Origin of the sequence: Gordonia sputi NBRC 100414, from assembly GCF_000248055.1 — a bacterium.
Lineage (GTDB): Bacteria > Actinomycetota > Actinomycetes > Mycobacteriales > Mycobacteriaceae > Gordonia > Gordonia sputi.
The window spans coordinates 1-14046 of record NZ_BAFC01000055.1 but is presented as its reverse complement, the minus strand read 5'-3'; the positions used below and the strand labels follow the sequence as shown (position 1 = coordinate 14046).

Genomic DNA, 14046 nt, shown 5'->3' with positions numbered 1-14046 from the left:
CCGTGCCCGGAAGAGGAACTCGGGCGAGCAGATGCGCGAATCCGAGGACCAACGGGATTCTGATGAACGGCTCGAACTTGTGGATGTTGCGGAGGAAAGCGCCGGGGCCGTCGAGAAAGACGCGGATCGGTTCGGCGATCGGCGACCCCAGGCCGCCCGCGTAGCCCACGCACATCAGCACGAGACCGACGACGAGAATGGTGACCCAGCGTCCGCGAAACGGCATGCGGCGCATGCAGAGTCCGGCGAGTCCCGCTGCCGCGAGTGTCCCGGTGGCGAGCACCGCCGCGGGTTGCGTCGTCAGCACGGCTCCCGCGACGCGCTCGGGCGAGACGAACGGCGTCCACGAGCTGGTCCCGCGCAGCACCTCCGTGAGCGACGTCCATTCCGTTGTCACACGCGAGGATTCGATGAAGTCGAGGAACGGGGGCGACACGCGCGACAGGATCAGCAGCGGCACCACCCACCACGCGCACGCGAGCACCAGCGCGCCCGCCCATGCGACGCCGAAGCGCAGGCCTCGGCGGGTGGTCTCGACTCGGGTGCTCGCTGCGCTCGCGCCCGGCTCGACCAGCGGGTGGGCCAGCCCGCTGATTGAGCCCCGCCCGCTGATTGAGCTTGTCGAAATCACCCACCACACCGCGGCGACGCCGAGTGCGGCGAGGGTGGCCACGGCGTTCACCGCGCCCATCAGCGCCACCGCGACCGCCGACCGGCACGCGTCGCGCCACAGCGGATACGGCGACGGCCGATCGGCGTCGAGCGCCCGCACCACCGGGATCAACACCCACGGTGCGAGCATCATCGGCAGTGTCTCCGACGAGATCGAGCCCAGCGTCGTCAACACTCGTGGGCTCAACACAAAGACCAGCGCCGCCAGAAGCCGGGAACCCGGTGAACCGATCCGCAGCAGTTCGGCGAGACGCACGATTCCCACGAATCCGACGGTCAGCAGGATGGCCCACCACAGACGCTGGGTGATCCACGGCGGAATGTGCGCCAACTCGCCGACGGCAAAGAACGCGCCGTGCGGGAAGAAGTAGCCGTACGCCTGATTCTGTACCTGCCCCATCGGAGCGGTCGGTGTCCACAGGTGAGCGGCTCTGGCCAAGAAGCCGAGCGGGTCTGCGGTGAGGTCGAGTTTGGTGTCGGCGGAGATGCGGCCCGGCGACTGCAGCAGGCTGACGATCAGCGCCACGAGGAAGACGACGCCGACGCCGCGTCGACTCAGGGCGTGGCCGTCAGAGCGCGTCTGACCGGCTGAATGCATCTGACGAACTGAGCGGTCGCGGAGCCTCAGATGCTGCGTGATTCGATGCGAGAAAGTCCGATGCGAGGTGCGCTCACTTGTCGTCGGCGTTCTGGCGTGAGCCGTAGTCGACGGACCCCTGCACGAACCCGCTGTTGGGGTTGATGTTGTTGACGTCTGTCGACGGGCTGTTCTCCGACGCGATCGCTCCGCCGAGGAATACCGCACCCAGGCCGACGATGATGCCGGCGATACCAGCCACGGCTCCGGCGATCAGTCGGTTGTTGCGCATGCGGACGAAACTACCATTTCGCCGGTCAACCTCAGATGGTGATCTCTGGGCGTGGCTCGGACTCGCACTTGGCGGGGACGATGAAGACCGGACGGTGACAGTGCTTGAGTACCCGTTCTGCGACGGATGAGCGAAGGAGCGCTTTGAAGCCGGTGGCGCCCCGGGTACCTGTCACCAACAGGTCGGCATCCAGCGAGTCGGCGGCCGCGATGAGTGCCGCCCACACCGTCGAATCGGCTTCGACCAGGGTTCCCGTGGCCTCCAGGCCCCACTCGGTCGCGAGTGCAACGCCGCGCGCGTTGGTCTCGGTCGCCTCGCGCTCGAGCGCCTCGTCGACTTCGATTTCTGCCCTCGTGTCCAGGTACGGCTGCATTCCTGCCGCCAACGAGGAGACGCGGGGAGCGCTCATCGCACCGGGCTCCCACGCGGTGACGACGTGCGCCACGCGGGCCTGGAGGAAGCGTGCTGCGTATCGGATGGCGCGATCGGCGTTCGGAGAGCCGTCGTAGGCGATCAGAAGGGTCTGGCCGGAACGGGAACGTTGGATCTTTTCGCGCTGGTCAGCGCCACCGGGGCCAAGTGGGCCGGTGGGGGAGGGTGACGACCCCGCAGCCATGGGGGAATCGTACATGCCAGACTCGGTACATGGGCCTTGATCGACGACGTTTCACACGTGTCCGGACGGTTGGCGTCGTGCTCGCTGTCGCCGCAACGCTGACGGCATGCCAGACCAGTTCGTCCGGTGGCGGATCGTCGGCGACGTCGGCGTATGCGTCGACTCCCACATCACAGAGCGTGCCCGCGTCGTCCGCGGCGTCGCCTGCAGTGGCACCCAATGCGTGTGGGGCGCCGGAGCTGTCACGAATGACGTTGCGACAGAAACTGGCTCAGCTCATCGTCGTCGGCGTCACGGGAACCGCCGACGCCACGCAGGTGGTGCAACGTGAGCACATCGGCGGCATCTTCGTCGGGAGTTGGACCGACAAGTCGATCCTGACCAGCGGCGCCGCCGCCCGACTGTCACGTTCGCAGCCCTTCCCGCTGATGGTGACCGTCGACCAGGAGGGTGGCCGCGTGTCGCGACTGTCGTCGCTCGGTATCGACAGTCCGTCGGCGCGCGAGCTGGCCCAGACCAAGACTCCCGCCCAGGTGCGCACCCTTGCGGCGTCGATCGGCGGTCAGCTCAAGCGGCTCGGTATCACGGTCGACTTCGCGCCCGACGCCGATGTGAGCGACGAGAGCGCCGACGAGGTGATCGGCGATCGTTCGTTCAGCAACGATCCGCAGGTCGTCACCCAGTACGCGGGCGCGTTTGCCGCGGGGCTCGAGGACGCGGGCATCATGCCCGTCTACAAGCACTTCCCCGGCCATGGACACGGCTCGGGCGACTCGCACACCGGGGTGGTGCGCACACCGCCGCTGTCGTCGCTCATCACCAGCGACCTCGTGCCGTACAAGACGCTGCTGCGCAACCCCGGCAACGCGGGTGTGATGGTCGGACACCTGATCGTGCCGGGACTGACCGGTCCGGAGACGCCCGCGAGTATCAGTCCCCGTGCGATGACCATGCTGCGCACGGGCAAGCCCTACGGGGGTCCTGCGTTCAACGGAGTCGTGTTCTCCGACGACCTGTCGGGCATGGCCGCCATCAGCCAGCGCTATCCGATCGAGCAGGCCGCGCTGATGTCCATCAAGGCCGGCGGCGACATCGCGCTGTGGATCACCACCGACCGCGTCTCGTCGGTGCTCGACTCGATGCAGAGCGCCGTGACCGCCGGTACGCTCACGCAGGCTCGCGTCGACCGATCCGTCGTGCGGATTCTGCGCGCCAAGGGCGTGCTGCACTGCTGAGGTAGTGAGGGCTGCCGGGTGTTGCGGATTCGCAATCAGGAATGAGACAGAGCACATGTCGCAGGCGGTGCCGGTTGTGCCGCCGGGAAACTTACTCACTGGTAAAGTTGTTGGGTAACCCACATGTAGGCAGCGCCGCACGGAGGAGATGAGCGATGGCAGGCGGAACCAAGCGTCTCCCGCGCGCGGTTCGCGAGCAACAGATGCTCGACGCCGCGGTGAAAGTGTTCTCGGAGAACGGGTTCCGCGAGACGTCGATGGACTCGATTGCGGCAGAGGCGCAAATCAGCAAGCCGATGCTCTACCTGTACTACGGCTCCAAGGACGAACTCTTCAGTGCGTGCATCGCGCGTGAGTCCGGACGGTTCATCGACGCGATGGCGATCGGTTTCGATCCCACTCTGCGACAGCGCGATCAGGCCCGAACCGTGGTCCGCGAGTTCTTGGGATACGTCGACCAGCACCGCCAGTCGTGGAAGGTGCTCTACCGCGTCGCCGTCGGCACGGCCAACTTTGCGCAGATCGTCCGCGACAGCCGCGACCGCGTCACCGACATGGTCGCCGAACTGATTCGACGCGGCACCACGGTCGAGGGTGCGAGCGACGTCGACTTCGAACTGACCGCTGTTGCGCTCGTCGGGGCGGGAGAGGCTGTCGCAGATCGTATTTCGGAGGGCGATGTCGATATCGACACTGCCACGGACCTTTTGGTCGGCATCACCTGGCGCGGACTGAAGGGCGTCGGCCGGGGCGGTGGCGTCGGCGACGAGGGCGCCACGACGTAGCGACCGCACGTCTCACGCCGGTCGAACTTCTCAACCAGTCCTCGACCCGCGTCTCAACACAGAACTGCCGCCTCCCCGATACCCCGGAGAAGCGGCAGTTCTGATGTGGCTACCTGTTCGCGATGATCACGCCCCTCGCGTGGTGGCGGTCAGGTGCGGATATCCCTTGCGCCGGTTGAGGATCGCGATGTCGAAACTGCCGGACGATTTCCCGCCGACCCCGTCGATGCGTCGAACATAGAGGTTGACCTTCGCCGGGAGCAGGATCGGCTTGCCCCACTTCACGGCGTAGGTGACGTGGTCGGGCAGCTGCGGCTCGACGTTTGCGATTGCCGCTGCGGCACTCCACATTCCATGAGCGATGGCCTTGGGGAATCCGAACGCCTTGGCGCTCAGATCGCTCATGTGGATCGGGTTACGGTCGCCCGACGCCGCGGCGTACTCGCGAATGCGGCCGAGATCAACCGACAGGATCGCGTTCGGCGGTGGCGGAGCCTGCTCACGCGGCGCGGGGCCGCGCGGTTCGTCTGACAGGCTGGTGCGCTGCTGCGAGAGGAACGTTGCCACCTGGCGCGTGACCGGCTCGGTGCCGACGCTGAACTCCGACACCATGTCGACGAGGATGCCCTTGCGGTGTTCGCGCAGATTCTCGGCATGCGTCTCAATGGTCAGCGGCTCGTCGACGCCGATCGGACGGAACCGTTCGACGGTGTTCTCCAGATGCACCGAACCGACTGCGCCGAAAGGGAAGTCGCCGTCGGTCATGATCTTCATCGCGAGCGGGAACTGCAGCACGAACGGGTACGTGATCGGCAGCACCGGACCGAACTGCTGGCCGGTCGCGAGCGTGTACGCGTGCAGGCGGTCGGGGTCGACACGCACGTTCTCGAGGCGATATCGCCTGTCCGGCAGCGGGGTATCGGGACGCACCGACCCCGACTTGCCGATCACCGGCAGCATGGCGGTGACGGCCTTCGAATACACGTCGAGCGTGCTCGGAGGGCCGTCGAGTGTGATCGTCTTGCTCATCAGGCCCCCAGGAATCCCTGGCCGCAGACGCGAACCACGTTGCCGGTGATGGCGTTGCTCGCCGGGTTGGCGAAGTAGGCGACGGTCTCCGCGACGTCGACGGTCTGGCCGCCCTGCTGCAGCGAGCTCATCAGACGGCCGGCCTCACGGGTGGCGAGCGGAATCGCAGCGGTCATCTTGGTCTCGATGAAGCCCGGCGCCACTGCGTTGATGGTGATGCCCTTCTTCTTGAGGAGCGGCGAGTAGGCGTCGACGAGGCCGATCACGCCTGCCTTCGACGCGCCGTAGTTGGTCTGGCCGCGGTTGCCGGCAATGCCCGCGATGGAGCTGACGTCGACGACCGCACCGCCGGAGCGCAGCGCGTCCTTCTCGATGAGTGCGTTGACAAGTGATTGCGGCGCAACGAGATTGACCGAGATCACGGAGTTCCAGCGGCCCTCGTCCATGTTGGCGAGCAGCTTGTCGCGCGTGATTCCGGCGTTGTTGACGATGATGTCGATGCCGCCGTGACGCTCGAGTGCGTGCTCGGCGAGCTTGCTGCCCGCGTCGGGTGCGCTCACGTCGAGCGGGAATGCGGTGCCGTTGACCTTGTTCGCGGTCTCGGCGAGTGCTTCACCGGCGGCGGGGATGTCGGCGCAGATGACGTGGGCGCCGTCGCGTGCCAGCACCTCGGCGATGGTCGCGCCGATACCGCGCGCGGCGCCGGTGACAACCGCGACCTTGCCGTCGAGCGGCTTGTCCCAGTTCGACGGTGCGACCGAATCGTCGGCGTCGACGCGGATCACCTGGGCGTCGACGAATGCCGACTTGGCCGAGAGCACGAAGCGCAGCGTCGACTCGAGTCCCGTGACACCGGTCTTGGCGTCGGGGGAGACGTAGACGAGCTGAACGGTCGAACCCTTCAGCAGCTCCTTGCCGAGCGACCGCGTGAAGCCCTCGAGGGCGCGCTGGGCGACGTGCTCGTCGGGGTCGTCGATGAGCTCGGGAGTGGTGCCGAGCACGACGAATCGCGCGCAGGCCGCCGTCGAGCGCATGACCGGCTGGAAGAACTCGTACAGCGCGCTGAGGTCGGCTGCCTTCTTGATGCCCGTTGCATCGAAGACCAGGCCGCCGTACTTGTCGGCGCTGCGACCCGTGGTCGCGTTGTGGATCAGGGTGTAGTCAGGAGTGGAGAGGATCTCGCGGACCGGCTCGACGAGTCGGCCGTCGCCGCCGAGCAGCACCGGGCCCGGAAGCGGCGGCTCCGACGGCTTGTACCGACGCAGTTTCGGGGGCACCGGGAGTCCTGCCTGCTTGGCAATGAACGATCCGGGGCCGGAATGGACAAAACTCGAATACAGACCGGCGGTTCCGTTGGAAGCCACGTGAATCTCCTCTGATCGTGATGTGCGGCTCATGTGCAGGTGAATCGATGAGTCGGTTGTCGGGTTGTCGACGGACCCGGGGTCCGCAGCAGTTCGACAACTAACTTACTCTGGAGTAAGAATACGCTATAAGTGTCAACCCTCATCCCTGGGAGATCCAAGTGGCTTACACACCCAAGACTCGCGACGAGCGTCCGGTCGCGATCCTCGGCGGCAACCGCATTCCGTTCGCACGCCAGGACAAGGCATACGCCAAGGTCGGCAACCAAGACATGTTCACCGCGGCCCTCGATGGCCTGGTCAGCCGCTTCAACCTCCAGGGCGAGCGCCTCGGCATGGTCGCGGGCGGTGCGGTCCTCAAGCACTCGCGTGATTTCAATCTCATCCGCGAATGTGTGCTCGGATCGCCGCTCTCGCCGTACACCCCGGCCTTCGACATCCAGCAGGCGTGCGGCACCGGCCTGCAGGCGATCACGGCTGTCGCGGACGGCATCGCGCGCGGTCGCTACGACGTCGCGGTCGGTGGCGGCGTCGACACCACGTCCGATGCGCCGATCGGTGTCTCCGAAGATCTGCGGCTGTCGCTGCTCGAGGTCAACCGTGCGCGCTCGCCCAAGGACCAGGTGCTCGGGCTGCTGAAGGCGCTGCCCAATCTGGGTATCGAGATCCCCAAGAACGGCGAGCCGCGCACCGGCATGTCGATGGGCGAGCACGCGGCCATCACGGCCAAGGAATTCGGCATCAAGCGCGCCGACCAGGACGCGCTGGCCGCAGCGAGCCACCAGAAGATGGCCGCCGCATACGACGCGGGCTTCTTCGACGACCTGATCACCCCCTACCAGGGCCTGATCCGCGACCAGAACCTGCGCGGCGACTCGACCGTCGAGAAGCTCGCCAAGCTCAAGCCGGTCTTCGGTGTCTCGCTCGGCGACGCCACGATGACCGCAGGCAACTCGACGCCGCTCACCGACGGTGCGTCGACCGTGCTGCTGTCGTCCGACGAGTGGGCACAGGAGAAGGGCCTGCCGGTGCTGGCCTACTTCGTCGACTCCGAGACCGCGGCCGTCGACTACGTCAACGGACCCGACGGACTGCTCATGGCTCCCACCTACGCGATCCCGCGTCTGCTCAAGCGCAACGGCCTGACGCTGCAGGACTTCGACTTCTACGAGATCCACGAGGCGTTCGCGTCGGTCGTGCTCGCGACGCTGCAGGCGTTCGAGAGCGAGGAGTACTGCAAGGAGCGCCTCGGACTCGACTCCGCGCTCGGCTCGATCGACCGCAGCAAGCTCAACGTCAACGGCTCCTCGTTGGCGGCAGGCCATCCGTTCGCGGCGACCGGTGGTCGGATCGTGGCCCAGGCTGCCAAGCAGATCAAGGCCAACGGTGGCGGGCGCGCGCTCATCTCGATCTGTGCCGCGGGCGGCCAGGGCGTCACCGCGATCATCGAGGGCTGAGCCTCCCTACCGAGCCTCCCTACAAAACCACCCTTCCTGTCAGTTCGGTCAAAGGTTTTTCAACGGGCTGTAACGAATCGGGAAGCAGGGTAGATATACGTGTTAGCTCCGGTTGAGCTGTCAGACCCCCGACCCGACAGCTCAACCGGAGCGCCTGCTTTTCCCAGGTCAGATGCGCTCACTCGCGGAGCTCGACCTGATGGAGCGAGCGGAGCCCACGTCGCCCGCGTCTGAAATGTCCTGTATGACTGACAAAGTGTTCACCGCCTCCGCACGTCGTCGACGTGTCGGTGCGCGACTGATCACCGGTGTGGTGCTTCTCACATCTCTGGTTCTGGCCGTCGATCTGGTCATCACGAGTTCGCACTCGGCGCGCGGCGCGACCACAGCGGGCCTCGACGTCGGAAACCTCTCACGCACGCAGTTGACCCCCGCGCTCGCGCAGCTGCAGAAGCGGGCTGTGCGGCCCGTCACGATCAGGACCCCATCGGGAACCGCGGTGGTGGCACCGCACGAACTCGGACTGACCTTCGACGCCGACGCGACCGCCGAGCGTCTGATGCGGCAACCGCGCAGTCTTTTCGACCGCGTGGCGTCGCTGTTAGGACGTAGCCAGGACGTCGAACCGGTCGTCCACGTCGATCGCGCACGCGTGAACTCGACGCTCGATGCGCGCAAGGCCGACCTGGAGAAGGCCGCTGTCGAGGGTGGCGTCCGTTATCGCGGTGCCACGCCGGTCGCCGAGATGCCAAGCAAGGGTCTGCGCGTCGTGCGTGAGCGTGCTGCCGCTGAACTGGCCGATCACTGGCTTGACGACGCCGGCCCGATCGACCTCCCCATGGAGCCGTTCTCGCCGACGGTATCGGCGGAGACGGTGCGTCGGACGGTCGACGGTCCGGCCACCCGCGCGACGTCGGCATCGCTGGCCGTCACCGGAACCGACGGCGCGCGCACCCGGTTGAGTCCCGACGATCTCGGCTCGGTGCTGCGCTTCGAGGCCGACGGTCGCGGCGGGCTCGTCGTCCGCGCCGACGAGAAGGCGGTGTCGAAGCGTGTGGGCGCAGATCTCGGCCGTACCGAACGGGCGCCGGTCAGCGCGACGTTCCGGTTGAGCGGCGGCAGCCCACAGGTGGTGCCCGCCCGCGACGGCGCACGCATCGACTGGCGAAAGACAACACAGACCATCGTCGACGCCGCGCTCGCCGACGATCGCCCCGACGCCGTGAGTGCCACCTACCAGGTACGCAAGCCGAAGGTGACGACCGACAAGGCCAAGAGCCTCGGTGTGAAGGAAGTGGTCTCGGAGTTCACCACGGGCGACTTCTCGTCGGCGTCGGGCGAGAACATCAGGCTCGTGGCCGAGCAGGTCGACGGCGCCGTGGTGCTCCCGGGCGAGACGTTCTCGTTGAACTCCTATACCGGTCCACGCGGTGAGGCGCAGGGCTACGTCACGTCGACGATCATCGATCACGGCAGGCCGTCGAAGGCGGTCGGCGGTGGGATCTCGCAGTTCGCGACCACGCTGTACAACGCGTCGTACTTCGCGGGCCTCGAGGATGTCGACCACACCGAGCACAGCTACTACATCTCGCGGTACCCGGAGGCGCGTGAGGCGACGGTCTTCGAGGGCGCGATCGATCTCGTCTTCCGAAACAACACCCGCCACGGAATCCTGATCGAGACCGGATGGACGCCCTCGAGTGTGACCGTGCGCATGTGGAGCACCAAGACGGTCGACGTCGAGTCGATCACCGGCGACCGCTACGCCTACACCTCACCCTCGGTCGTCGAGTTGCCTCGCGGCGACGAATGCTTGGCCGACAACGGGATTCGCGGCTTCACGACGTCGAACACTCGGGTCATCTCCGACGCCGCCACCGGCGCCGAGATCAGCAGGCACACACGCACCGTGAAGTACGACCCCGAGCCGATCGTCCGCTGCGTCTGACCGTCGACCGTGCGCTCGGGACTGTCGACTGTGCGCTCGGGACTGTCGACTGGGTATCTCGCGCCGGGTATTTCACGCCAGGGCAACGGCGACTACGAGTGCGACGAGTGCCGTCGTCTGCAGTGAGATGCGCGCCGGAAGCAAGGAATCCCAACGGGTTTGGAGCTCGCGAGCGTCGTCGGGCAGGGTTCCACCCAGTGCGGCGGCCTTCTGCAGGGTGTTGATCGGCTTGGCCGCCGTTGCGTAGAGGCCTAGCCACAGCACCAATGCGATGGTGGCGACGAGCGTTGCGGTCGCGGCGGCGTAGTGGGCTGTGATCAGTGAAACCACCGATGCGACAACAGCACTCACCAGTCCGGTGATGCCGGCGACGGGCAGCCGTCGGTCGCCGAAGTAGTGGCCCCAGCCTGCGACGGACGTCATCGTCGCATCGTCGAGTTTGGCAAGAACCGACTTCATGATGACGCCACCGAAAACGTCGATGCCGTAGATGATCGCGTTGGTGAGGATCGAGATCCCGATGACGATCTGGATGATTGCTGAACTCATGACCTGCTCCTGGAGTGGTGATGCCGACGACCTGTCACACAATCTAACAGCGATATGTAGCAATATCAATGAGATGTGTAGATGACGATGATAAATTGGAGTCATGGGTGTTCAGGAACGGCGTGCACGCGAGCGGGCGGCTCGACACGAGAAGGTGATCGACGCGGCGCGGACGCTCGCCGAACGCGAGGGATGGGCCGCAGTCACGACGCGGCGGCTCGCCGACGAGATCGAGTACACCCCGCCCGTTCTGTATCAGCACTTTCCTGATGGTCGCGACGGGATCGTGACTGCCGTTGCGTTACAGGGATTTTCGGACTTCACACGCGTTGCCGACGCCGCGCTTGCCAACGCCGACGAGCCGGTCGCGGCGCTGGTGGACTGCTATGTCGAGTTCGCCGAGAAGCATCCGGCCACGTATGAGGCGATGTTCGCGTTACCGGTCGGGGTCACGTTCGCCACCGACGACACCCCGAAGGTCATGCGCGATGCGTTCGCGCCGTTCCTGCGAGCGCTTGGCCCAGACGACCCCGACGTCGGTGTTCGCGCCGAGTTGCTGTGGTCTTCCCTGCACGGCATGTGCACGCTCTCGCGTCAGCACCGACTCGCTCCCGCACTGGTCTCGCAGCGACGCGACCTTCTCGTCGCCATGTTCACCGATCGGGCGTCGTGAACCGATCGGGCTCCGTGAACCAATCGGGCTCCGTGAACCAATCGGGCTCCGTGAACCAATCGGGCTCCGTGAATCGATCGGGCGTCGTGAACCCGTGACGATTCGTGCTCCCGAGCGATCGCTCGGCCCCGCTGTTATCCGCGACACAGTTCGTCGTAGGCTGGCCACGTGGATATCAACGGAGCAAGTGCAATCGTGACGGGTGGGGCGTCGGGTATCGGCGCCGCAGTGGTTCGCCAGTTGGCCGCCAAGGGCGCGAAGGTCGTCGTCGCCGACCTCAATGCCGACAAGGGTGGAGTGCTGGCCAAGGAAGTTGGCGGCGAGTTCGTCTCGGTGGACGTCACCGACACCGCCGAGATCGAGACCGCTGTCAATCAGGCGAGCGAGCTCGGCCCGCTCCGTGTGCTGGTCAACTCGGCGGGCATCGGCTGGGCGCAGCGGACCGTCGGCAAGGACGGCGAATTCTCGTCGGCACACAACCTCGACGCGTACAAGAAGGTCATCGCGATCAACTTGATCGGCACCTTCGACGCGATTCGTCTCGCGGCCACCGCGATGAGCCGCCTCGAGCCCACCGAGACCGGTGAGCGCGGTGCGATCGTCTCGATGGCCAGCGTCGCAGCATTCGACGGCCAGATCGGTCAGGCTGCCTACTCGTCGTCGAAGGGTGGCGTCGTGGGCATGACGCTCCCGGTCGCGCGCGACCTGTCGGCCGTCGGCATCCGCGTCAACACCGTGGCACCCGGCCTGATCGACACCCCGATCTACGGCTCGGGCCCCGACTCCGACGCATTCAAGGCCAACCTCGGCAAGAACGTCCTGTTCCCGAAGCGCCTCGGTGAGCCCGACGAACTCGCCTCGATGGTCGTCGAATTGGTCAGCAACTCCTACATGAACGCCGAGGTCGTCCGCGTCGACGGCGGCATCCGGATGCCACCGAAGTAGTAGACGGCAGTCGGTCGCCACAGACCACTCTCACAGGGCGAGAACTCCCACCGCACGCGTTGGCGGTGGGAGTTCTCGCGTCTCGAGCTGACGTCAGCCCTGGCCGATGCGGTGTGCGCGGACGGGAAATGTGTGTCCAATCGAAGGATGTGGGTGCTGCAGCACCCACATCCTTCGATTCAACACACATTTACGAGGGAAACTCGACGATGCGCGCTCCAAGCTCGGGATTTGTTGCCAATCAACGGAACCGGGGCATCTCGGTCAGTGTCCGGTCCAGGGTGAACAGTGTCATGCGCGACGTATTCGCCGTGGCGATGATGTTCTCCATGCGCCCGTTGGGGATGAGCGAGCGAAGTGCAGCGCGCAAGCGCGGATTCGCGTCGACGCGGCTGCGGTCGTTGGCGTCGAGCACCAGCATCCCCTGATAGAGGCGCTGATACGAGGTCAATCCCTCGGGCGTCCAACCCGGCCGCGGCGTCGGAGCGAGGTAGCCGACGATGCGGGCGCACGTGCCGCCGACGCACAGGTCGTAGTCGGCGGTGTCGGTCGCGTAGTCGAAATTGCGCGTCGTCAGCGTCCATCCCGCTTTGTCGACGTGTCGATAGTTCACGTCGGCGCCGGGGACCAGCGTCAGCGAACTGGTGTCGCCCGACCGGTTGTCGAGCAGTCCGCGTGAGAGCGTGTAGTCGGTCACCGGCGCGAATGACCACGACGTGTTCGGGTCGATCGGCTTGAACCAGTAGCCGTTGCGTCCGTCGCGTCGACCCTCGACACGGAGCTCACGCTTGTCCGACGAGAAGCCGGTTTGGCGGATAGTGATTGCCGACGTGATCTCGCCCGGCACCTTCGGCTGCCGGACCCACGCGGGCGGGGGCAGCTGAAACTTGGCGTAGGCCTGCGGAAAAATACTCCGCAAGAACGGATACTGGGCAAAGAAGCCCTCGAAATTGTTTGGCGCTCCCTGCAGGTTTCCCTGATTCTCGGGCGTATACGAGAAGAAGAGTGTGTCCGCGCCGGAGATGTCGAAATCCCATAGGCGCGTGTACATGTCGCCGTAGTCGTTGATGACGAATGTCGTCGAACCCGACGACGAGAGGTTGCGAGAGACAAACCGTCCGTCGAGTGGCCCCAGCATCTCGTAGCTGTAGTCGTCGGAGAAACGTTTGTCGCTCGGTTTGAGCGGATCGGCGCCGGGAAGCCACGGGTCGAGGATGAAGATGCGGTTGCCGCCCTTGGAGAGCGTGTAGACGGTTGTCACGCCTGCACCGCCGACGGGCTGTTTGTGGCCCGCCGTATCGGTCCAGGTGGCCTCCTGGCGGAATGGGATCACCGACGTGTAGATCGGATCGAGCCACGAGAAGCTCCACGCGCGTTGGTCCGGCCGGACCCTGGTGCCGCCGGGGTTGAGCCAGATCGGAGAGCCGAATCGTGTGGTCCACCACCACAATTCAGGGGGCTCGTCGGCAGATTCCAATGTGGCGACCCGTCCGCCATACACCAGGACGACGAGTCGGCTCTCGTCCACGGAGAGGGCTGTCATCTGTCCCTGCAGGCACTGCGGTACCGGTGCGATCCGCCAATCACCTTGTGTCTTGGCCGATTTGGCGTACAGATTGCCACCGTAGAGCGCGTACTGCCAGATTGAATTGAACCCGGCCTTGTCGGTCCGTAGATGAATCCGCGGCGGGAGAGCACGTTGCACTCGGGCGTCGGCGCGGGGCATCGTGAGAAGCCCGATTCCCGGATTCGGTGCGTGCAGCGGAACGGGCCACGCGCCCGCGCGGCCGGGAAAGGTCAGCCACGTGCAACTGACAGCTTTCGGCAGCACGCCGATGGGTAGCCGTTCGTCGGCGCGCGCATTCGGTGACAATCCCACGGCCAGTGCTGCCGTGACAATAAGA

The 14046-nt window shown here is 65.8% G+C and carries 13 protein-coding genes; 6 read left to right on the top strand and 7 right to left on the bottom strand.

Features of this window, described 5'->3' with window-relative positions; translation table 11 throughout:
* The 3 genes from GOSPT_RS09165 to GOSPT_RS09155 all read right to left on the bottom strand — a co-directional run.
* On the bottom strand, positions 1–1270 hold a 1270-nt coding region (locus GOSPT_RS09165), incomplete at its 3' end, for an alpha-(1->3)-arabinofuranosyltransferase domain-containing protein (RefSeq protein ID WP_005205440.1).
* 73 nt (positions 1271–1343) lie between these two features.
* Positions 1344–1541, bottom strand: coding sequence for a DUF2613 domain-containing protein (locus GOSPT_RS09160; RefSeq protein ID WP_005205438.1), 198 nt, complete (start codon positions 1539–1541; stop codon positions 1344–1346).
* Positions 1542–1572: 31 nt separating this feature from the next.
* A complete protein-coding gene (locus tag GOSPT_RS09155) occupies positions 1573–2172 on the bottom strand; it encodes a universal stress protein (protein WP_005205436.1) in 600 nt (199 codons plus the stop codon).
* Between the two features lie 14 nt (positions 2173–2186).
* Here GOSPT_RS09155 and GOSPT_RS09150 point away from each other — a divergent pair, with 14 nt between their 5' ends.
* Positions 2187–3392 (top strand): glycoside hydrolase family 3 N-terminal domain-containing protein, encoded by a 1206-nt coding sequence (locus tag GOSPT_RS09150; RefSeq protein ID WP_174273042.1) that lies wholly within the window; start codon positions 2187–2189, stop codon positions 3390–3392.
* A gap of 155 nt (positions 3393–3547) precedes the next feature.
* On the top strand, positions 3548–4177 hold the full coding sequence (locus GOSPT_RS09145; protein ID WP_005205433.1) for a TetR/AcrR family transcriptional regulator: 630 nt from the start codon (positions 3548–3550) through the stop codon (positions 4175–4177).
* A gap of 126 nt (positions 4178–4303) precedes the next feature.
* Here the strand turns inward: GOSPT_RS09145 and GOSPT_RS09140 are convergent, their stop codons facing one another.
* Both GOSPT_RS09140 and GOSPT_RS09135 read right to left on the bottom strand, forming a co-directional pair.
* On the bottom strand, positions 4304–5206 hold the full coding sequence (locus GOSPT_RS09140) for a MaoC family dehydratase (RefSeq protein ID WP_005205431.1): 903 nt from the start codon (positions 5204–5206) through the stop codon (positions 4304–4306).
* Complete coding sequence (locus GOSPT_RS09135) at positions 5206–6570, bottom strand: 3-oxoacyl-ACP reductase (protein ID WP_005205430.1); 1365 nt, start codon at positions 6568–6570, stop codon at positions 5206–5208. Before GOSPT_RS09135 ends, GOSPT_RS09140 begins: the two co-directional genes overlap by 1 nt.
* Positions 6571–6731: 161 nt before the next feature.
* On the opposite strand from GOSPT_RS09135, the gene GOSPT_RS09130 reads away from it, so the two are divergent.
* Both GOSPT_RS09130 and GOSPT_RS09125 read left to right on the top strand, forming a co-directional pair.
* Positions 6732–8027, top strand: coding sequence for an acetyl-CoA C-acetyltransferase (locus tag GOSPT_RS09130; RefSeq protein ID WP_005205427.1), 1296 nt, complete (start codon positions 6732–6734; stop codon positions 8025–8027).
* 244 nt (positions 8028–8271) lie between these two features.
* Positions 8272–9975, top strand: a complete 1704-nt coding sequence (locus GOSPT_RS09125; RefSeq protein ID WP_005205425.1) for a VanW family protein — start codon at positions 8272–8274, stop codon at positions 9973–9975.
* A 72-nt stretch (positions 9976–10047) separates the two neighbouring features.
* Here the strand turns inward: GOSPT_RS09125 and GOSPT_RS09120 are convergent, their stop codons facing one another.
* Positions 10048–10524, bottom strand: coding sequence for a hypothetical protein (locus GOSPT_RS09120; RefSeq protein ID WP_005205423.1), 477 nt, complete (start codon positions 10522–10524; stop codon positions 10048–10050).
* A 103-nt stretch (positions 10525–10627) separates the two neighbouring features.
* On the opposite strand from GOSPT_RS09120, the gene GOSPT_RS09115 reads away from it, so the two are divergent.
* On the top strand, positions 10628–11197 hold the full coding sequence (locus GOSPT_RS09115; RefSeq protein WP_005205422.1) for a TetR/AcrR family transcriptional regulator: 570 nt from the start codon (positions 10628–10630) through the stop codon (positions 11195–11197).
* 168 nt (positions 11198–11365) lie between these two features.
* Positions 11366–12142 carry an SDR family oxidoreductase gene (locus GOSPT_RS09110; protein WP_005205420.1) on the top strand — a complete coding sequence of 259 codons (777 nt, stop codon included), beginning with the start codon at positions 11366–11368 and terminating at the stop codon, positions 12140–12142.
* A gap of 241 nt (positions 12143–12383) precedes the next feature.
* Here GOSPT_RS09110 and GOSPT_RS09105 read toward each other — a convergent pair.
* Positions 12384–14046 (bottom strand): hypothetical protein (locus GOSPT_RS09105; protein ID WP_005205419.1); only part of this gene is annotated, 1663 nt, incomplete at its 5' end.